The 18,816-nt window shown below is 44.3% G+C and carries 20 protein-coding genes; 7 read left to right on the top strand and 13 right to left on the bottom strand.

The window, feature by feature from the left end; genetic code table 11:
• Positions 1–46: 46 nt before the first annotated feature.
• The 8 genes from A3729_RS22675 to A3729_RS22710 all read right to left on the bottom strand — a co-directional run bounded on the left by A3729_RS22675 (position 47) and on the right by A3729_RS22710 (position 8,731).
• Positions 47–514, bottom strand: coding sequence for a type IV pilin protein (locus tag A3729_RS22675; RefSeq protein WP_068634306.1), 468 nt, complete (start codon positions 512–514; stop codon positions 47–49).
• Positions 514–3,969, bottom strand: a complete 3,456-nt coding sequence (locus tag A3729_RS22680) for a pilus assembly protein (protein WP_068634307.1) — start codon at positions 3,967–3,969, stop codon at positions 514–516. The genes A3729_RS22675 and A3729_RS22680 overlap by 1 nt, the downstream gene beginning before the upstream one ends.
• Positions 3,966–4,472: a hypothetical protein gene (locus tag A3729_RS22685; protein WP_197475992.1), complete on the bottom strand. Its 507-nt coding sequence runs from the start codon at positions 4,470–4,472 to the stop codon at positions 3,966–3,968. The genes A3729_RS22680 and A3729_RS22685 overlap by 4 nt, the downstream gene beginning before the upstream one ends.
• Complete coding sequence (locus A3729_RS22690; RefSeq protein WP_068634309.1) at positions 4,432–4,914, bottom strand: PilX N-terminal domain-containing pilus assembly protein; 483 nt, start codon at positions 4,912–4,914, stop codon at positions 4,432–4,434. The genes A3729_RS22685 and A3729_RS22690 overlap by 41 nt, the downstream gene beginning before the upstream one ends.
• A gap of 19 nt (positions 4,915–4,933) precedes the next feature.
• Positions 4,934–6,097, bottom strand: coding sequence for a PilW family protein (locus tag A3729_RS22695; protein WP_082880544.1), 1,164 nt, complete (start codon positions 6,095–6,097; stop codon positions 4,934–4,936).
• 14 nt (positions 6,098–6,111) lie between these two features.
• Entirely contained in the window at positions 6,112–6,663 is a 552-nt protein-coding gene (pilV, locus tag A3729_RS22700) for a type IV pilus modification protein PilV (protein ID WP_068634310.1), read from the bottom strand.
• A complete protein-coding gene (locus tag A3729_RS22705) occupies positions 6,648–7,358 on the bottom strand; it encodes a GspH/FimT family pseudopilin (RefSeq protein ID WP_156494858.1) in 711 nt (236 codons plus the stop codon). The genes pilV and A3729_RS22705 overlap by 16 nt, the downstream gene beginning before the upstream one ends.
• Before the next feature lie 134 nt (positions 7,359–7,492).
• Positions 7,493–8,731, bottom strand: a complete 1,239-nt coding sequence (locus A3729_RS22710; protein WP_068634312.1) for an HD-GYP domain-containing protein — start codon at positions 8,729–8,731, stop codon at positions 7,493–7,495.
• A 215-nt stretch (positions 8,732–8,946) separates the two neighbouring features.
• Here A3729_RS22710 and folX point away from each other — a divergent pair, with 215 nt between their 5' ends.
• From folX to A3729_RS22735, 5 genes are all read left to right on the top strand, one after another.
• Positions 8,947–9,315 carry a dihydroneopterin triphosphate 2'-epimerase gene (gene folX, locus A3729_RS22715; RefSeq protein ID WP_068514588.1) on the top strand — a complete coding sequence of 123 codons (369 nt, stop codon included), beginning with the start codon at positions 8,947–8,949 and terminating at the stop codon, positions 9,313–9,315.
• Positions 9,316–9,321: 6 nt separating this feature from the next.
• On the top strand, positions 9,322–10,038 hold the full coding sequence (folM, locus tag A3729_RS22720) for a dihydromonapterin reductase (RefSeq protein ID WP_068514591.1): 717 nt from the start codon (positions 9,322–9,324) through the stop codon (positions 10,036–10,038).
• 126 nt (positions 10,039–10,164) lie between these two features.
• The gene (locus A3729_RS22725) at positions 10,165–10,785 is read left to right on the top strand and encodes an FKBP-type peptidyl-prolyl cis-trans isomerase (protein ID WP_068514593.1); all 621 of its coding nucleotides are present in this window, start codon (positions 10,165–10,167) and stop codon (positions 10,783–10,785) included.
• Between the two features lie 191 nt (positions 10,786–10,976).
• Positions 10,977–11,801, top strand: a complete 825-nt coding sequence (locus tag A3729_RS22730) for a DUF2059 domain-containing protein (RefSeq protein WP_068514595.1) — start codon at positions 10,977–10,979, stop codon at positions 11,799–11,801.
• The gene (locus tag A3729_RS22735; protein ID WP_068514599.1) at positions 11,802–12,749 is read left to right on the top strand and encodes a VanZ family protein; all 948 of its coding nucleotides are present in this window, start codon (positions 11,802–11,804) and stop codon (positions 12,747–12,749) included. It abuts the gene before it with no gap.
• A gap of 15 nt (positions 12,750–12,764) precedes the next feature.
• Here the strand turns inward: A3729_RS22735 and pgeF are convergent, their stop codons facing one another.
• Both pgeF and rluD read right to left on the bottom strand, forming a co-directional pair.
• Positions 12,765–13,535, bottom strand: a complete 771-nt coding sequence (pgeF, locus tag A3729_RS22740) for a peptidoglycan editing factor PgeF (RefSeq protein WP_068514602.1) — start codon at positions 13,533–13,535, stop codon at positions 12,765–12,767.
• Complete coding sequence (gene rluD / locus A3729_RS22745; protein WP_068514603.1) at positions 13,532–14,476, bottom strand: 23S rRNA pseudouridine(1911/1915/1917) synthase RluD; 945 nt, start codon at positions 14,474–14,476, stop codon at positions 13,532–13,534. Before rluD ends, pgeF begins: the two co-directional genes overlap by 4 nt.
• A gap of 222 nt (positions 14,477–14,698) precedes the next feature.
• Between rluD and A3729_RS22750 the strand changes: the two genes are divergently transcribed.
• Both A3729_RS22750 and nadE read left to right on the top strand, forming a co-directional pair.
• Entirely contained in the window at positions 14,699–15,526 is an 828-nt protein-coding gene (locus A3729_RS22750) for an outer membrane protein assembly factor BamD (protein ID WP_068514606.1), read from the top strand.
• Between the two features lie 64 nt (positions 15,527–15,590).
• On the top strand, positions 15,591–16,430 hold the full coding sequence (gene nadE / locus A3729_RS22755) for an ammonia-dependent NAD(+) synthetase (RefSeq protein ID WP_068513073.1): 840 nt from the start codon (positions 15,591–15,593) through the stop codon (positions 16,428–16,430).
• Between the two features lie 10 nt (positions 16,431–16,440).
• Here the strand turns inward: nadE and A3729_RS22760 are convergent, their stop codons facing one another.
• The 3 genes from A3729_RS22760 to A3729_RS22770 all read right to left on the bottom strand — a co-directional run bounded on the left by A3729_RS22760 (position 16,441) and on the right by A3729_RS22770 (position 18,684).
• On the bottom strand, positions 16,441–17,694 hold the full coding sequence (locus tag A3729_RS22760) for a methyl-accepting chemotaxis protein (RefSeq protein ID WP_068514611.1): 1,254 nt from the start codon (positions 17,692–17,694) through the stop codon (positions 16,441–16,443).
• A gap of 106 nt (positions 17,695–17,800) precedes the next feature.
• Entirely contained in the window at positions 17,801–18,217 is a 417-nt protein-coding gene (locus tag A3729_RS22765; RefSeq protein WP_068552917.1) for a hypothetical protein, read from the bottom strand.
• Between the two features lie 137 nt (positions 18,218–18,354).
• Complete coding sequence (locus tag A3729_RS22770; RefSeq protein ID WP_068554002.1) at positions 18,355–18,684, bottom strand: hypothetical protein; 330 nt, start codon at positions 18,682–18,684, stop codon at positions 18,355–18,357.
• Positions 18,685–18,816: the final 132 nt, after the last annotated feature.

An 18,816-nucleotide genomic window follows, 5' to 3' on the forward strand; every position in this document is an offset into this window, starting at 1 on the left:
TGTCAGCGGAAAGCTGATAGGCCTTATTGAACGGCGTATCTATCGTTTAGTTCTTATCCCAGTCAAACTCATTTGCACCGATCGCGCCGCTATTATCCTCGTCCCAGCTTTTTTGGCCTAGGGAGTTATATTCTAAAAAGCCATCGCCTGATTGAGCGTTAGTAGGCGTTGCACGCAAGGTATAAGTGCTCCCTGTCGCCGCGGTGATGCTTAGGTTGTAGAACACTGCACTGCTGCCTAGAGGTGCCGTTGTTGAAAAAATAGCTGGGGAGCCTGTATCACCACCTTGTGCTGCCCCCAGATAGGAGTTTGTTTGTGTCGAGTGTTTATCCATTGCCGAGGCAAATGCAACGAGCGCAGTTTTCGCATCACTTCTTCTGGCATCGATGACATAGTCTTGATAAGCCGGAATAGCGATAGCACTAATGATTGCGACAATAGCGACGACTACTAGTAGCTCCACTAAAGTGAAGCCACGTTGGCTCTTATATATTGAGCTGTAATTATTCATCATTACTCCTCTTGAACCCAATAGGTTTTAATAATAGGTCGTTCACCTTCGGGTGGTTCACAGTTCTCCAAACCTGTACATATAGTACATTTATTATCTATGCATAGCCTCTTAGGTGGTGCAGGTATTTGCGTGGCAAGAATTTTCACTTCTCTATCGGGAACCGTCAACTCTGTATCCAAGCCAATGCCATCATAGTTTTTGACCGGTGTTGCATCTAATAACGCTACATGAAATAGACGAGAAATACCGGGGTTAAAGGTACAGCCCGATTTATTGGGCTTGGGTTCGTAAGTGGTGTAGTAAACATCGCCGTCAACCGTTAGCGTTGGCGCTAAGACCTTTTCACCAGAGCGTGTTAAGCGTATAAACCAGCCTTCTTTTGGTGGAACAACATTACCTTCACCGTCATCATAACCAAAGTACTCTTTATAAGCGGCTTCTTGTTCGTCTTTTGTATTTTGTGCGCTAACATCACCTAGGTGGTTTTCAGTTGCATCATAAAGATCTTCTTCAGTGAGCGTGGTATAAGTGATAGCGCCATCTTCATTCGTTGGTGGCTCAAAGACATCAGAGCTCTTGATTAGATATAAACGGTCTACCACATTGGTGTCCAAAGGGTGCGCCTGCCAGCCAGAACCAATCACAATCGCTAGGTTGACTTGACCATCATTTCGAAGAATAGATACATCGGGTGTGTGGTAAAAACGTCTATTGTTTGCAGTATCGGTGCCAGACAAGCGTGCAATAACGCCACCATTTACGGTCAGTGAATTCGTACTGCTGTTTTCGTTGTCGATATCAAAGCGCCAGAGCTGACCGCCCATATCTCCGACATAAATTTGGTCGGCAATTTTATCACCATTCACATCAATTGCTTTTACATTAGAGGGAATACTGTATTGCATGTCGCTGAAGTTAGAGCCTGTCGCACTCCATATCTTATCGCCTGTTTCTGCATCCACGATATATACTGCACGGCCGATAGAGTCAGTAGAGCGTGTAGTGTTTGTATCTTGATTGGTGTCGTAGCCACCGCCAAAAATTAAGACTTCGCGAATATTATTGCCCATCTTAATTTTTGTTTTCACGGGTTTAGACCAAGTCTGGCCTAATTCTTCGTAGCCATTTGTGCCACCCGGGCCGCCTTTGATTTCCCATAGGAATTGTGGAGAGTTACGATCAGAAGCGTCAAGCGCATAATAATTACTCCCGCCTCTACGCATGCCCGTGTACACATAGACAAAGTCATCGGCATCGTAAAGGTCGAGGTCGTTATTGCTGTCGTGTGACCAAACGGATACCGAACCATCTAGCCCATAGATATGAGAAACAGACTGAGAATTTTCCATCAGCTCTGCTTGGTTGCTTAGTAGCTCGTCAGGCATAAAGGCAAAGTATTCTTCCCCTTCACCTTGACCATAAGTGCTGCTCGTGCCCGAGCGACCATTGATAGCATGAAGGAAGCCTTGGTTATCGCCAAAAAATATAGTCGTATCAGGGTCATCATCGCTACCCCCGTAAATGACAACAACGGGAGATGAATGCAAAGGGTCGGCTAAACGGTGGCGAGTATCAGTTTGACTACCATCACCATCCGAGTCAAATACATCTAGGTCGCGAACCCAGTTGAGTAGCTGTTGACGTTCTGCATCAGTGGCTGAGCTGATATTTAGCATGTCTTTGGTTATGGCTGTATTGTCAGAAGATATTTTGTTCTCAGCGCTTGTTAGGTTTTTGGAACCGCCCAAATAAGTGAACATATTGCGGTCGGCTTCGTTATTGGGCAAGTTTTCTGCTGCACCCCCGAGTTGAATATCGTTTGCATCGATCTCTTTTGACCACCAGCTCCATGCACCGGGGTCGGTTTCTGTATTGCTACGACCTTTAAAAAAACCTGTTTCTTCATCAATCGCGGCGCGATCTTTTAGGTCATAGACAATACCGTCAGAACCCAGCCGGTAGCGTTTCAAGTTCCCTGTCCAGCGTGGGCCGCTTTCAGGTTTGAATACCGAGAAATATAACTCATCACGATGGTTAAGGCGGTTAAAGGTGTTCACAGCGACGCCAGGAGAAACAAAGGAGGTGCTAATATCCTTAAGGCTAGAGAAAATCTGCTTAATCGCACTTTCTAACTCGGTGGTATCGTTGGCAGTATAATACTTACCGCCACCACCGGCGTGTGAGTCGGTACCTTCTGCGGTACGACGTAATAGATCATCGTCCAGCTCAAAACCAATCGTATAGGTCGTCACTGTTTGTTCGCCGTCGTACTCGTTGCTAATATCGTTTTCGTTCATATAACGAGATATTTCATCTAGGCAGTTGCCGGAACATGAGCCAACAGTCTTCTGTATTACAGAGCGTGATGCAGTATCATTGGAGTCACTATAACCTGAATTATAAGCGTCATAGGTAGGCTCACCATCGGTAAGTAAGACAACGTTATTGGGTTGGCATTCATCAGAGATTGGACTGTTGTATTTACTAGAGCTGCTTGGGTCTTTCGACGCTGCGACACTGCCCCTGCCCAAGAATACACTGCCACCTGAATAGTAACGAGAGGCTTCAAATAAGGTTTCTGAAAGCGGAGTCCATGTATCAGGAGATAAGCTCTTTAAATCCGCGTTAAAGGCGGTACGATTGTCCTCGATGTAGCCGATCGGAGTTGTTACGCGCCCGCCTTGTTTACCGCCTTGGTCAGTATTGAAACTCATTAAGCCAATATTGATACCGGAGGTACTATTAACGAGGTTGGTAATAACGTTCTTCATGATCGATATTCGAGACTGTGAAACCGGCTCTCGGTAGTACTTGTACCAGTTTTGATAGTTTGCTGAAAAGAAGTCGTATGTTCTGTAACCTCCCCAACTAACTTCTTTTGATTTGTTACTCGTCCACATGGAATTATTGTTGCGAGCATAAGTGTTGCCGGTGGTACCGTTTTTCCCGTGTTCGCCACGGTCGTCTTTACACTCGATAACATTCGAGTTTTGCCAGCCCCCGCTGACCCATTGCGCACCACTAGAGTTGCCAAACAAACTTTTCCAGGAGTTACTGCTCTTCTTGAAGCCTGCTGTTTTAGCCGATGTGTATTGGCCCGATGCTGCCAACTTATCAACCATCGTTTGGCAATGGTTCTGGCTACTTAAAATTCGCCCTTTATATCTATAATAGCTGTTGTAGACATAGATATACGTATCTGAGTACGCGCTCTTGCCATCGTCTATGGCTTTTTGAGTATAGTTAACACTATTATCATAGGGTGTTTCAGTCTTAACTGTACTTGCCATACTGCCTGAGTTATCAAGAATAAACAGCACGTTAGGCGTTAGTTCATTTGAAGCGCTGGATTCAAATAGTATTTCGGTATCATCTGCGTGGGCACAATTGGCAGAGAGTAAGGTGATGATGCAAGAGGCGATACCGTGGCTGAATTTAGAACTGATGGTTTTCATTTTGTCGCCTCCAAATTGAAATAGCGAAGATGATGGAGTTCGTTTGTTTCCGGATAGTAACTGACTGCACCGCTTTTTCCGTTGTATTTAGTTAACTCATCAAAGGGTACGGCTTGTGAGCTGATATAGGCTTTGCTAGCAGCGGTCACTTTATACTTATTTAGCGCGCAAGTCGGGCACTCGCGGGCTTCAATACTATGTACTTTGCCATTCAGCCCCCGATTAAGTTCAATAGATTCTGTTTCATAACCTAATGTGACATGCTCTAAGGGGGTTGGCGGGTCACGATCTTCACCAATATTATTCTTTGCATCGCTGTAGGCCAAACTACTAAAGAGCAGGCCAATCAATAGAGATAAAGTGAGTCGATATGTTTTTTTCATTGTTGCCTCCTGATGGCCTCGTTGCAGATGAGGGTCATCAATATTGGTTTCTCGTGTAATTCGTTCTATTCGTAATAACTTAATAGTACTCAATACCCTGTCGAAGTACTGTTTGTGCATTCGTTGATTCCAGCCTGCCTGTTGCAGCGACATCAAAACGTTGGGCTTTGACGTCTGTAGAACCTTCGTCGGCATCTAATGAGCTGCCGCTGCTGAGTATAACTTCACCTAAATAGGTCACCTGATAATCAGCGCTGACATCAATGGCTTCAATATCATAGCTAGTAATTTCTCCACGAGTGCCTGGCTCGCCCATCGTATCGGTAAGAGCATCCTGATTGTTGGTGAGATCTAGCAGCAGGCCACCAACTGAACTTTCAGCAGCTTGAAAGGTGATATTAGTATTTTGAGCATTCGCAGCCATTTTTTCTTGTACCAGTGATGTGCTCATGGAAGATACGCCGACTAGCGTCATAACGATTAGTATGATTAAACTAATAACGAGTGCCGCACCTTGCTGGCGTGGTATGTTATTAAGGGTTTGATGAGTTCTGGTTTTCATACTTCAAATACCACCTGATCTAAATTGTAGTACGTCGATTACGTAAGTTGATTGTTGTACTGAACTCACGGCGTAAACGTCGATCTGAGTCATAGATAACCTCTGCATCAGATGTGCTGGATTGAATTGTCTCGCCGGGCAATAGATAAGAGGCTTCATCATTAGTGAGCAGCACCTCTCGTTTTCCGCTAATAAGCAGGCCGAGTTGAACGCTCTCGACTAATTGCATGTCGTCAACTTCATCGGCTGTGACATAACGAAGGTTGCCATTTACTAGGCGCTCGCCATAAAGAACCTGCATATTGTCGACACCCGAAATAAGTTCTTCTACGGTAAAATTAGGGTTGGCCGTATTACTCATCGTGTCTGTCGCTCGGTATAGCGCGTTGATCGGTATACCTCGGTCTGTGGTTCTACCCGTCGCAGCAACGAAGTAGACGACTGACTCAAATCTCATGATTTGAGCGGAATCTGTATAAGGTTGGCTCAAGCGGTTATCGCTATTGGAACCCATTGCATGAGCAAGCGTAACATTGGCACCAGCATTAGGGTTGTTGGTAATACGAAACATATCTGCGTTTTGACAGCTGGCAATCACGACAATGTCGTCTTGAACAAAGCCCATATCATTATTAGAAATTTGAATGTTTGCATTGGCGGCTGTCATGTTGCCTACGAGCTGAGCATTAGCAACGGTGGCTCCCTGAATTGAAATGACATCACTACCTACCAAGGCATTGTCGACAAAATCTTCATTTCTAAAATATTCGCCATTATTTCGGATAATGTCTCCAGTAAGCGGATCGATATCGTTGTCTGTTGCCCAATTGTTATCTTCGACCTCAAAGCCGATTAAAGCAGATTTAAAGAAGTTTTCGGTGGGGGGGGTGTTGGCAATGATATTGACCGCAACTGTTGCTGGGTCCATACACCCTTGATAGCCTGCCATGCGGATGTCCCGAGCCAGGAAATCAATGGCTTGGCGACCTGTCTCCTGAATGCGTGATAGTTCGTTGGTAAATGTATCTGACTCACGAGAGTTGAAGTAAATGTTCGAAACACCAATCATTAGAATTGAACTGATGACTAGGCCAATCATTAGCTCGATTAAGCTGAGACCAGACATTCGCTTGAGTGTTGATAAGCCTGAATGTGCCTGTAATGTTGTTGGATATTGATTCATGATGTGCTCCTCCCTTACAACACTAGGTTAACCAAAAAGGTTTGGTTAGAGACTTGATTGCTTTGTGTTTCGTCATCCCACTGTGTTTCATTCCAGGAGATTTCAATGGTAAACAGGTTATTGTCACCCCGGATTATTCTGCCCCGTGCATCGGGTAAAAGAATGGCTGACTCATCAGTGCCATTGAGGCGTTGTGCCCATTCAAACAAATCATTGTCTGCCAATCTAGCTTCACTGCAGCCATTGATGCTGTTAATACAGCCCGGGTCTGATGGCACTGTGCCAAGTGAATCGAAGCCGTCATAAGCACCGGCAATCGCTTCATCAGCGTTTGTTCTCATACGGTCTGCCATATCATAAACAAGTAGAGAGGCTTGCGAGCGAAGATAGGCACTTTGGTTATTACGTAAGCCCTGAACTTGCAGGCTAGCAACACCCAGCAAACCAATTGATAAAATAACAATGGCAACCAGAATCTCGATCAGAGTGAACCCACCCTGATGCTTAGGAGAAAGAGGCTGCAATAGTTGGGCTGAAGATGCATAGGGGCTTAGCTTGCTGGACATATTACATTCACCCCTTCATGGTTGTTAACGATATCATCGGGCGTTTCTTCTTCGTCTACCGCTGACCTGACGTGGCCGATCACACTAATAATAATTGCTTTGGCTTCAGTGATACCGCGCTCGTCACACAAAACAAAAGTGCCTGAGGAACCGGGGATACCATTTGAATCAAACTGAACAAAGCCTTGATTAGGAAAGCCAAACGTTCGGAGAGTGTTATCACCTGTTAACCTTTCGCCAACTCGTAAGACTTCGTCGACGGCGTTATCAAGAACGCCGTTGCCATTTAGGTCTTCGCCAGGGTCTAGTACATTATCGCCGTTTAAATCTTCATTGATGTTATCTAACACCTGATCGCCGTTAAGGTCAGACATAATAAACCAGCCATTTTCCCAGTCGTTGGTGTCACATGCCGGTGCGCCGGTGTTTATGCTATTGCTCGCGCAGAGTGTAATGGTTGTACCAGGGCGTTTAGCCCCTTCACTACGAGCGTAGGCCAGCATGCCCAGAGTGGCATTGGTTTGAGATGTAAGCCGAGCTTTATCAATCGTCTCTTGTATGCTTGGTGCACCCATTGCCAATAGGATGCCTAAGACGACGATGGTAATCATCAACTCGACTAGCGTAAAGCCCGCCATCAGCCGTTTATTTAACGGCGAACGCGGATTTGTAATTGGGGGTATATGTTTTTTCATAATGTCATTAAACAGTTGAGGAGCAGAACTAACAAGCTCAAAGAGACAAGTGGTCGATAGTAATGATAGACGGTAATTCCGGAATTGAAATTGTGCGTTACATCTAATTTTCGGGCTGCTTAAAGCGCCTGAATTTATTGCAAGATATAGTCTTTTACGTCTACACCGTGAGTACCATTCGTAATGCCTTCCTTAATAGCATAGGGTTTACCATGCTTGTCTATCGGGTCTTTAATCAGATTAATTACGTAGGAAGAGCGGAATTTTTTATCGGCTGTCATGACCAGTTCAACTTTAGGGCGCAGACGAGAGTCAGCGTTCGCTGATACGACGATGCCTACTTCACCGTTGGTCATTTCGACCAAAGTACCCGGAGGGTAAATGCCTACCATACGAATAAACGCTTCAACCAGCTCGGAGTCGAAGTGCTTGTCTCGTTCGGCGTAGAGAATTTTTAAAGCATCAAAGGCTGGTGAGCCGTCTTTGTATGAACGGGTACTTGTGATTGCATCATAAACATCGACAATTGATACCATGCGTACAAACTGATGGAGGTAAGCTGCACTTAGTTTTTCTGGGTAGCCCTTGCCGTCGATACGTTCGTGATGAAAGTGTGCTGTATCCTTAATTAGTTTGTTGACGCCTTGTTGTTCGTCTAATAGTTCTTTGCCATACACCGAGTGCTGTTTCATTATGTCATATTCGATGCGTGTTAGACGGCCTGGTTTGTTCAATATGTCGTCTGGTATTTTAGTTTTACCAATATCATGTAGCATGCCGCACAGACCGATGGTTTCTAGCTCGTGCTCTTTTAATCCAATGAAACGCCCGAAGGCAATTGCTAATATACCGACGCGCAACGAATGCTCTGCTGTATACTTGTGCTGTTCTTTTACCTGTGTAAGCCATAGTAGGGCGTTAGCATTATTTAGAATGCTGCTGACGCAAGATTGAATCGCTTTACGCGAAGCATCCATATCAAATGATTCACCATTGCTCAGGCTTGTTAATACTTCATCGACATGGTCTTTGGTTTTTTCATAGCTTAGTTTGGCTTTGGGTAGTTCATCGTGGATTTCGAGTTCTTCACGAAAACCGGGGTATTGTTTCTCTTCCTTGGCTTCAACGGTGCCTTTACCTGATTCAAGCCAAAACTCTTTTTCAATTTCAATATAAACAAATACACAGTGTTCGCGGAGTAAATCGATGTGGTCTGGTGTCTCGATAGTTAAGCCTTGAAGCAGTACTGGTACTTCAGTCCAGGGTCTGTCTAAACGAGTGACATGCATGCCTATTTCTAATGAATCAGCAGGGAGCTTTACTTCGATAAGAGACTTAGTCTTGTCTTGTGAGGGTGGTGTGTATTCAATCATTTCTTAGTGTGCAAGTTACCAGGAATCACGTTACTAGGAATAAAAATTTATTTATGCTGTTTAATGGAGCTTAGACGCAAAAATAGTATCTGACCAATTTGGATGTATTGAGCTTAGCATTGAAAATTCTGTTTATATCATCCCCAGATATTTACGCTGCTTCGATTTAGGTCTAAGCTCGGTGGGTTGGAATAAGAAATATAAGGCTGTTTTTAATGGTTGTTAATAACGCGATTATCAATATTACAAATTTGCGACTTCGAACTTATATTGGGTTCAATCCTGAGGAACAGGAAAAGCAACAAGATATTATTATTAATGTGGAAGTACATTATCCTGCAAATAAACTGTGCCTGGAAGATAGTGTTGAAGATGCCTTGAACTATAAACACATTGCAAAAAGCATTATTAAGCATGTTGAGGATGGTCGCTTTCTATTATTGGAAAAACTGGTGTCAGACGTGTTGGGTCTTTGCAGTGAGCACTCTTGGGTGAGCTATGCGAAAGTACGAATTGATAAACCTCACGCGCTACGTTTTGCTGATTCAGTTTCTCTCAGTCTCGAATATAGGAAGCCGGAGTAGTGTTTTATGAGTAAGTCACCTGTTTTGATCACTGGTGTAGGCAGGCGCATTGGCTTGGCGCTGGCGCTTGATTGTTTGGCCAAAGGGTATCATGTGATCGGTACCTATCGAACTAGCTACCCGGAATTGGTGAAGCTGAAGGATATGGGAGCTGAGTTATATCAGTGTGACTTTCAATACCCTGAGCAGGTGAGTCAGTTGATTGATGCAGTAAGTGCAAAACATACATCGTTAAGAGCAATTATCCATAATGCCTCTGATTGGTTGCCCGATAGCAAAAATCGGGAAGATGATTTAAGCACTATCCAACAAATGATGAATGTGCATGTCAATATTCCTTATCACTTGAATCTGGCACTTGAGCCCTTGCTCAGGGCCTACCCGGATGGCATTGCCGATATCATTCATATTACCGACTATGTTGCAGCTACCGGAAGTAAAAAACATATTGCTTACGCGGCAAGTAAGGCTGCTGCCGAGAATCTCGTCTTGTCTTATGCTGCAAAACTAGCACCAGAGGTGACTGTTAATTCAATCGCGCCGGCGCTAATTATATTTAATGCGCAAGATACACAAGCCTATAAAGAAAAGGCGCTTAGCAAATCTGTTATGGCGAGGGAAGGGGGCGTTCAAGAAATCCTACGCGCAATTCACTACTTGCTGCAAAGTGAGTACATGACAGGCCGAAGTATAGAACTCGATGGTGGGCGGCATTTAAAATAAAGCGTGGCCTGTTCAAAAATAATTCAATTGCCCCCTTTTATTAGATAAAAACGTCCTTATATCTTTGTGCAATCAAACATTGTTTTGATCAAAACTTATTAATCTTACGAATTTACAGGAATCACTATGTCGGATTTAGATTTATCCACAAATGAGGCGAAAGCATCATATGGTGTTGGTCTTCAAATGGGCCAACAATTAGCTAACGTCTTTAACGGACTGTCATTAGAAGCTGCTATTGCTGGCATCAATGACGCATTTTCTGGCAAGGGGCCACAGATTCCTGGCGAAGAAATTAATGCGGCGTTTCAAGTGATTCAGACTCAGGTTGAAGCAGAGAAGCAAGAGCAAGCTAAGAAGTTTGCGGGTGAAGGTGAAGCTTTCTTGGCAGAGAATGCTAAGCGTGATGAAGTGACGGTTCTAGAGTCCGGTCTTCAGTACGAAGTAATCACTGCCGGTGAAGGTGATATACCAACAGCTGAAAGTGTTGTAAGCACTCACTATCGTGGTACCTTGATCGACGGTAAGCAGTTTGATAGCTCATATGACCGTGGCGAACCAGCTCAATTTCCTGTTGGTGGCGTGATTGCTGGTTGGACTGAAGCACTTCAGCAAATGAAAGTGGGTTCTAAGTGGAAGCTATACATTCCATATCACCTTGCTTATGGCGAAGCAGGTGCTGGCGCCGATATCGGCCCATACCAAGCTTTGGTATTCGATATCGAGTTGCTAGAAATTGTTGGCTAGATAAATAGCTTTCCCTCATGCGTCTCGCTACGCATGAGGTTCAATATCTTTATACTCTCCCCCCCTCAAAGCCTTACCCTTTGTTAATCCTGCTCCCTTTCTCTGGGGCTATGATATTCTTGCATTAACTGCTCTTGGCAGAAAATTATTTACTGATTTCAAATGGTCAGCGCTTTCCAAAGGAATTTTCCATGAACGCATTGGTAAACAGGGCTTTAGCCTTCCTATTACTTGTATTTGTTTCTCACGCCGCACCCCTGATGGCTAAAGGTTTGAGTATCGAGGAAGCGAAGCAGTTTCTTCATGACTCTGGCTTGAGTGAGTTGATTGCTTCTTTGCCTGATTCTATGGGGCAGCAGCTTGATATGAAACGTTTGTCAGTCAATAGTTCCGTCAGTTTTGAAAAGACCAGTGCGGCCGTGACTCATGCAGCGAAAAAGGTTGATGGTGAACAGATTGCAATGGTTTATTTGAGTCAGGATCAGCGTGCTGAAGATTTGTCTGATGCGATTAAGTTCTTGGCTTCTCCCTTAGGTCAACGCATCAGTACAGAGGAACGGGCGGCCAGTACACCAGAAGCTCAGCAGAAGATGCAACGCTATTTTCAGGAGCAAAGCTTCAAGTCTGTTAAGCAGGATAGAGCGCAATTGCTAGAGAAGCTTTCTTTAGCTCTGAATGCTGATAAGGTTGTTATTCAGCTAATGAAAGGCGTGTATTTTTCGGTTTTGGAAGCGGTTGCTGTTATTAATCCAAATAAGGCAGCTGCTTTAGAAGCTCGTATGAATCAGGAGTGGCAGAGCATGGAACCAATGCTAAGTCAGCAGTTTTCCGAATTTATGTTGATGGGCGCAAATTACAGCTATCGTAATTTGAATGATGAGGACCTCTCTGCCTACATTACATTTTTAAAGAGTAAGCCGGGTCAGGCGTATTGGCAGGTAGGTGTCGATATTGTCGATTTGTATATTCAAGGTTTTGTTTCTGAGTTGGTGTCCGGGCTTTCTAGCGCAAAATAAATGTTATTTGATATAAGCCTTCAGACTATTAAGCAAGCACTGCCAAGTGGCGTATTACTACTCGCTTGCTTATTGTTCTTCAGTTTGTTGCCTTCTGAAGGTTTGGTTTATCCTCATTTGATCAACTCTGGCCATGCTTTGGTCTTCGGTTTAGCGACCTATCTGCTGCTGGTTTTTTTTGCTCAGCTTCGGCCCTTAAAAGAGCTGATTTACCTTCTTTTATTTTGCCTCTCGTTTGGTTTGTTGGTTGAGCTGGTTCAGCCTTATGTAGGCCGGGAGCGTAGCTTAATAGACTTTGTTTACGATGTTTTTGGTTGTTTGGCTGCATTGCTGTGGTATCTCGCTCGATTTCGAAGTACTAGCAGAAGCCGGAAAATGATGATGCAGGGAATAGCTTTGTTTTTGATTTTGGCAAGCCTGCTTTACCCAGCTTATCGATGTTATGTGAAGCTGGAGGCTGATCGCTTATTTCCGGTGATCGCGAACTTCGAGAGTTTTGGCTGGGCTCAAATTGTGTTAGCAAAAAATGGCAGTGAGCTTGAAGTTGTCAAAGCACCTGGTGACTGGGCTAATGAATCTCAGGTTGGAAAGCTTCGCTTTAATAAAGATGCCCTCTATCCCGGAATGCGTTTCGCCTACTTGCATCGAGACTGGCAGGATTATGATCGACTAAAATTCGAGATCTACTCTGAAGCACCAGAGACGCTAAATGCCGTGCTGCGAATTCATGATATGAAACACCAGAATCAATATCATGATCGCTTCAAGACTAGAGTACGTATTGCTCAAGGTCTGAATCAATACAGTATTCCCTTAGATAAGGTTCGTGATGGCTTACAGACCAGAAAAATGGAAATGGGACAGGTTGTAGATCTGATGCTTTATATGTATAAGCCGAAGCAGGAGTTGACGGTTTACATTGATAATATTCGTTTAGAATCTGATTAATTCCTTACCCAAACTCTAGCGCAAGAAAATCAGAGAAGCCATACGACCCGAGACTTGGCCATCACGGCGAAAAGAATAGAAGTGTTGGTTTTCAAGAAAGGTGCAATGCGTGCCGCCATAAATCGCGCTGACTCCAATGGCTTTTAGCTCAATCCGGGCAAGTAGGTATAAATCTGCCAACCATTTTCCTGGTTCCTTTCCCGGGATAAAGGCTTGAGCGGCTTCGGGGTCTTTGTTACAAAATGCTGTATAGACATCGTCGCCAACTTCAAATGCCTTTTGGCTGATTGCCGGGCCAAGCCAGGCAATTACTTCATTGGGTGAGTCAAAGCTTTCTACAGTCTTAGTTAGGATGCCAGAAGCTAAGCCTCGCCAACCCGCATGTGCGGCAGCGACTTGCGTTGCCTGTTTGTTGCAGAACAGTACCGGAAGGCAGTCGGCCGTCATAACGACACAGGCTTCTTGCTGCTTGCGAGTATAACTTGCGTCTGCTTGAGTGCTGATAGATGAGCTTTCGGCCTGAACAAGAGTATTACTATGTATCTGCTCCAGCCAATGAATATTCTCTGCATTTAAGGCGCAGTGGGACGCAAGTACTGTCCTGTTGTGTCGTACAGTTTGTTCATTATCGTTGACGTGTAGGGCCAAGTTAAAGTCTTGGTAGCTGCTTAGCTTGCTATCTGGCATCGTGTCGGGAGCCAAGCGAGACGTAGTAAAGGCGACTACTTGACTCGCGACGGGCCATTCAGGTTTTAACCATGTTGTAGGTAAGTCGCAAGGGCTCATTGTTCGCTTAGCACCGCTAGTAAGTTTTGCATATCTTCAGGTAAATCGACTTCCCAGCTCATCTCCTCACCAGTTTGAGGGTGAATGAGGGTTAATTTTTTAGCATGCAATGCTTGTCGTTCAAATTGCCTAAGTTTATTTTTTACTTCATCGCTTGCACCGGCTGGAAGTTTCATTCTTCCTGCATAGGTGGTGTCCCCTATAAGCGGGTGTTTAATATGTGCCATATGGACGCGAATTTGATGGGTTCGTCCAGTTTCTAATTTAACGCGTATGTGAGTGTGAGCGAGAAAGCGTTCTAAAACGCGATAGTGAGTCACCGCATGTTTGCCGAACTGGTTGACGGCCATCTTTTTGCGGTTTTTAGGGCTGCGTGCAATAGGCTCGTTGATGGTTCCGCCGCCCGTCATGACTCCTGCAGCGATAGCTTCGTATTCTCTGCCCATTTCGCGACTTTGAAGTTGTTCAACAATATGGGCGTGAGCTGTTAGTGTTTTAGCGACCACCATTAAACCGGTCGTGTCTTTATCCAGGCGGTGAACGATACCGGCCCTGGGAACGGCTTTGATATCAGGAAAGTGATGCAGCAAGGCGTTAACTAAAGTGCCTGAGTGGTTACCGGCGGCGGGGTGAACTACCATTCCAGCTGGTTTGTTGATGATCAGAATGTCTTCATCTTGATAAACGATATCAAGCGGGATGTCTTCAGCAAGCCACTCTCCCTGACTTTCAAGCTCGGCTTTCACTTCAATGAGATCATTTATTTTGACTTTGTCTTTGGACCGCGCGATTTCTTCGTTTACGCGAATATGGCCTTGTTTAATCCATTGTTGCAGGCGTGAGCGAGAATACTCAGGCATAAAATCAGCAATGACCTGATCTAAACGCATGCCAGATAGTTCTAATGGAACAACAAAGTCAGCTTCAATAATTTGGCTCATAAGGTCTCGATATGTAAAGAAATCACGGGATAGACTGAATAATTATGACTTATAAGGGAGTTGAAACCTCAAGTTTGATTATTTGTCATACACGCAAAATGTAAAATATGAAATAATGTCGGCTATTATAACCTCACCGAGAGCATCTCTGGTGAGCATTTATTAAAATGTGTAGAAAACGAATACCATTTTCCAATTATTCTCAAGAAGTCTTATCCAATTATGCGTTCACACTTTGCACTCGTGATTTCTCTGGTAGCAGTCCTGTTTCTTTCTGCTTGTAGTTCCACTCCGAAAAAAGAATCGACAGAACAAGAGTTGTATGATGATGCTAAACGAGCGATCAAGTTAAGGAACTTTCCTCAAGCAACGATCGCTCTAGAAGAGTTGGAGTCCCGTTTCCCCTTTGGGCAATATGCTGAGCAAGCTCAGTTAGATTTAATCTATGCGCGTTATAGTGGGCTAGATCTAGAAGGCGCGATTCTCGCTTCCGATCGTTTTATTCGTTTACACCCTCAAAGCCCGAGCGTGGATTACGCGTATTATGTACGAGGAGTAGCGAACTATCATTTGGATATCGGTGTTTCCAGTCAGTACTTTTCGTCGGTTGATATTACCTCGCGTGACCCGGGGCATATGCGTTTGGCCTTTAAAGATTTTTCTGAACTGTTAATTCGCTTCCCCGATAGTAGCTATGCTGCAGATGCGCAAAAGAGAATGATACAAATCAGAAATCGTCTTGCGGCTTATGAACTGCATGCTGCACGATATTATATTAAACGCCAAGCCTATCTGGCAGCGGCAAACCGGGCGGCCTATGTTGTTAAAGATTACCCCGCGTCGCCAAGTGTCGAAGAGGCCTTAATTATGATGGTTTCGCTTTATCGGTATTTGGATCTTCCTTCACAGGCAGATGATGCTTTGGCTGTGTTAAGAGAAAACTTTCCAAAAGGTAAAGGCTTTGATGATGGCGGCGAGTTTGTGGCGATGCATAAGCTTGAACATAGCCGCAGTCTATTGAGCGTCATATCGTTTGGTTTATTTGAGTAAGGATTTTCTTTAATTGAAAGGCTCTTACAAGGGCACTGTTTTTATAGAAAGGTTGGTTAAGAGAATGAGTCTACGTCAGCAAATATTGCAAGAAATGAAAGTTAAGCCTGAGATAGATGTTGAGCAGGAAATCAATACGCGTGTTGCATTTATCAAGCGGAAATTGAAAGATTCAGGTTTGAAAACTTTGGTGCTTGGCATTAGTGGTGGCATCGACTCTTGCACCTGTGGAAAGTTGGCGCAAATGGCCGTTGATCAGCTTAACCAGGAAAATGCTCACCCTCATAGCTTCCAGTTCGTTGCAGTACGGCTACCTTATGGCGAGCAGGCTGATGAGCATGATGCGCAGCTATCAATTGACTTTATTCAACCAAGTCACGCAGTTGCGGTAAACGTAAAGTCAGCTTCCGATGCAATCCATCAAGAGGTGACTGCAGCACTGGACTCGGTAGACCAGTTACATGCTTCCGATCAACGTTTGGACTTTTCAAAAGGTAACGTCAAAGCGAGAGAGCGGATGGTTGCCCAATATCATATCGCCGGTATTTTGGGTGGCTTGGTATTGGGAACGGATCACTCTGCAGAAAATATAACCGGCTTTTTCACCAAATACGGTGATGGTGCAGTGGATTTGATCCCTTTGTTTGGTTTGAATAAGCGTCAGGTGCGTGCTTGCGCAAGCTTTCTTGGCGCGCCAGAGGCTATTATATCCAAGGCCCCAACTGCAGATCTTGAGTCCAACGAACCGGGCAAGAAAGATGAAGACGCATTGGGTATCAGCTATGATCAAATCGATGATTTTTTGGAAGGAAAAGAAATCGAAGAATGGGCTGAAGAGCGCTTGATGAAGATTTATCAAAGCACCCAACACAAGCGCCAGCCTATTCCTAGTATCTACGACTAAGCCTTAGGCCTTAGAATAGAACAGATTCATCTGTATCTGACTGGCTAACTTCTTTTCTCTCTTGACGGATTTTGGTTCTACGGTCTGTAGAGCTGAGAACCTCGTCGATATGAATTGAAGATAAATTAGCACTGATGCTGTCGGATAACTTCTTAAGGTCTTCGCTGGTAATCGCCTGAAGGGAGTTATGCTGCAAAGCTTCGCTATTCAATTTGCTGATCGCATCAGCAGAGCGTTTTGACTTTTCTTCTGTTTCACACTGTAAGGCCATGGCGTCTTTGATCTTTTGTGCCAATAAAATAATGTCTTTGATAGCCCGCTCCGTCTTACTTAAGCCTTCTTTCGAGGATTGGGCACTTCGAACGGTTATTTGAATGTCTTTCTGGCTGGACTGCATAACACTGGAGGCATCATGTGTGCTCGTGTGGATGCTATCGACGATACTTTTTACCTGTTCGGCTGAACTTTGAGTCCTCTCGGCCAGTGAACGTACTTCGTCGGCAACGACGGCAAAACCCCGACCTTGTTCGCCTGCACGGGCTGCTTCGATTGCTGCGTTGAGTGCCAGTAGGTTAGTTTGCTCTGCGATGCTGGTGATCTCGGTGATAATCTGGTTGATCTGGTCGCTATCGTTACGCAATTTATCTAATACTTCATTCGACTCAGATATGCGCTTTTCAATGGTATCAATTGAGGAAGTTGTTGCATGTAGGTGCTCGCCAAAGCTATTGAGCTCGCTATTCATTTCGAGAATATGATTATTGATATCTCCAATGTCATGTTCGATGTTTTCGGTCGCCATGACCATATTATTTATTGCTCCACTCAACACGCCGCCGTGATGAGATTGCATCATCGTATTCTGGCTCATGGCACTGTAGGTTTCGGTTAATTCTGCGCTCATAGGGAGCAAGCGGGAGGCTCTAAGGTGAATCCCCTGTATAGCCTGCTCAGCATTGCTCAGGCGCTGATTCAAAATTTCAAATAACTCTTTGGGCGCGCCAGACATGTTTTGGGTATTTAATTGCGTCGAGTAAGAAAACTTCTCTTCGAGGTTCGCTTTTAATGCAGAGATTCCTGCGTTTATGGGTGAAATAACTATTTTTTGATACCAAACCAAAGACAATGTGCAGCATATCAGGGTAGTCAAGATATACGCTAGTAAGCTGTTTTCGGTGCTAGCGCCTACAAACCAATAACTTAAAGGAAAGAGAAGAGTTGCCGGTAAGATAACCAGGCAGTTGTGTGCTGAGAATGCTTTCATTTGTGGTCTTTGTATTGTAATGGAGCTGAATAAGCTTGTTTCTACCCCTTAGCATAGCTAATAACCACAGACTTACCATCTCGAAGAAGCGGTTTGATTACTGGGCTTACAATAATGTGATCAAGGTAAGCCACATAATGTAACCGTAGCCAATTGTCGCGGGTAAGAAGCCTAGAAGAATGCGGGCTTTATCGCTAGTCGACTTAGGCTTAGCCATGTGAGGTTTTATAGCTAGCACAATGAAGCCGAAAGGGTTGTACAGTGCTCCAAAGCACGTGGTGTAAATGACCCAGCCGGGTAGTTCTAGGCTAAGCTTTTCATTCAAATAATAGCAGGCTACCAGCAATAGGCACATCAAGATGTAATCAATATGCGCTCGGATAAGCTGGTGGCTAGCAGGAAATAGACGCTTAAGTGCTTTTATATCAGCGTAAAGGATAAAGGAGGCTAACCAAGCCAAGGCAAGAGACAGCAGTAAGGAAAACGCTGCGGTAAGTAATAAATAGTCGGCTACGTTAGTCATTTAGTATTCCTCTGATTAGGTGTCTTATAGTAACTCAGGGAATATGTTTGGAATATACAGTGCTTGGGAAAGACAGTTTCTACCATTAGAAATTGTGACAGGAAAGGGCTCATTGAATAGAGCCCTCTTACTTTTTGTTAGCTTGAGCATTCTTTAGTGATGCGTTCTCGGACAGTATCGAGCAAAGTGTCGTCACGCTCGTATTCGGTGATGAGTTCGTCAAAGGCATCAAAGTTATCGTCGGTTAAGCCGTACTGGTCTTCAATTTTAATGAGTTCAGCTTCTTTCTTTTGTAGATCATTATGAAACAGTATCTCGGCGCATTGATAGCGTACGCTATAGTCGGCGTACTGTTCTTTGCTCATGAGCGGGTTGGCGAAGCTATTGGGCGAAAAAAGAGTGATAGCGATAGTGGTGCATAGAAAAACATGTGAAGCACTTAACGAGCTGGTTAAGGTACGAATCATTCAGATCTCCGAAGCAGGTTGATAGGGCTAAAAACTCGCGGCGAATTATAGTTAACTATAATTTTTAGTGTGTTAAGTCTTGTTATTTAATGTAAGGCTATGTAGGTTTTAACCGTAATTGTTGCCGATCTG

The sequence above is a fragment of the Oleiphilus sp. HI0043 genome (assembly GCF_001634935.1).

Coding starts and splice junctions, on each gene's coding strand:
- A3729_RS22675 (WP_068634306.1), bottom strand. CDS start 514: ATGATGAATAATTACAGCTCAATATATAAGAGCCAACGTGGCTTCACT.
- A3729_RS22680 (WP_068634307.1), bottom strand. CDS start 3,969: ATGAAAACCATCAGTTCTAAATTCAGCCACGGTATCGCCTCTTGCATC.
- A3729_RS22685 (WP_197475992.1), bottom strand. CDS start 4,472: ATGCACAAACAGTACTTCGACAGGGTATTGAGTACTATTAAGTTATTA.
- A3729_RS22690 (WP_068634309.1), bottom strand. CDS start 4,914: ATGAAAACCAGAACTCATCAAACCCTTAATAACATACCACGCCAGCAA.
- A3729_RS22695 (WP_082880544.1), bottom strand. CDS start 6,097: ATGAATCAATATCCAACAACATTACAGGCACATTCAGGCTTATCAACA.
- pilV (WP_068634310.1), bottom strand. CDS start 6,663: ATGTCCAGCAAGCTAAGCCCCTATGCATCTTCAGCCCAACTATTGCAG.
- A3729_RS22705 (WP_156494858.1), bottom strand. CDS start 7,358: ATGAAAAAACATATACCCCCAATTACAAATCCGCGTTCGCCGTTAAAT.
- A3729_RS22710 (WP_068634312.1), bottom strand. CDS start 8,731: ATGATTGAATACACACCACCCTCACAAGACAAGACTAAGTCTCTTATC.
- folX (WP_068514588.1), top strand. CDS start 8,947: ATGGTTGTTAATAACGCGATTATCAATATTACAAATTTGCGACTTCGA.
- folM (WP_068514591.1), top strand. CDS start 9,322: ATGAGTAAGTCACCTGTTTTGATCACTGGTGTAGGCAGGCGCATTGGC.
- A3729_RS22725 (WP_068514593.1), top strand. CDS start 10,165: ATGTCGGATTTAGATTTATCCACAAATGAGGCGAAAGCATCATATGGT.
- A3729_RS22730 (WP_068514595.1), top strand. CDS start 10,977: ATGAACGCATTGGTAAACAGGGCTTTAGCCTTCCTATTACTTGTATTT.
- A3729_RS22735 (WP_068514599.1), top strand. CDS start 11,802: ATGTTATTTGATATAAGCCTTCAGACTATTAAGCAAGCACTGCCAAGT.
- pgeF (WP_068514602.1), bottom strand. CDS start 13,535: ATGAGCCCTTGCGACTTACCTACAACATGGTTAAAACCTGAATGGCCC.
- rluD (WP_068514603.1), bottom strand. CDS start 14,476: ATGAGCCAAATTATTGAAGCTGACTTTGTTGTTCCATTAGAACTATCT.
- A3729_RS22750 (WP_068514606.1), top strand. CDS start 14,699: ATGCGTTCACACTTTGCACTCGTGATTTCTCTGGTAGCAGTCCTGTTT.
- nadE (WP_068513073.1), top strand. CDS start 15,591: ATGAGTCTACGTCAGCAAATATTGCAAGAAATGAAAGTTAAGCCTGAG.
- A3729_RS22760 (WP_068514611.1), bottom strand. CDS start 17,694: ATGAAAGCATTCTCAGCACACAACTGCCTGGTTATCTTACCGGCAACT.
- A3729_RS22765 (WP_068552917.1), bottom strand. CDS start 18,217: ATGACTAACGTAGCCGACTATTTATTACTTACCGCAGCGTTTTCCTTA.
- A3729_RS22770 (WP_068554002.1), bottom strand. CDS start 18,684: ATGATTCGTACCTTAACCAGCTCGTTAAGTGCTTCACATGTTTTTCTA.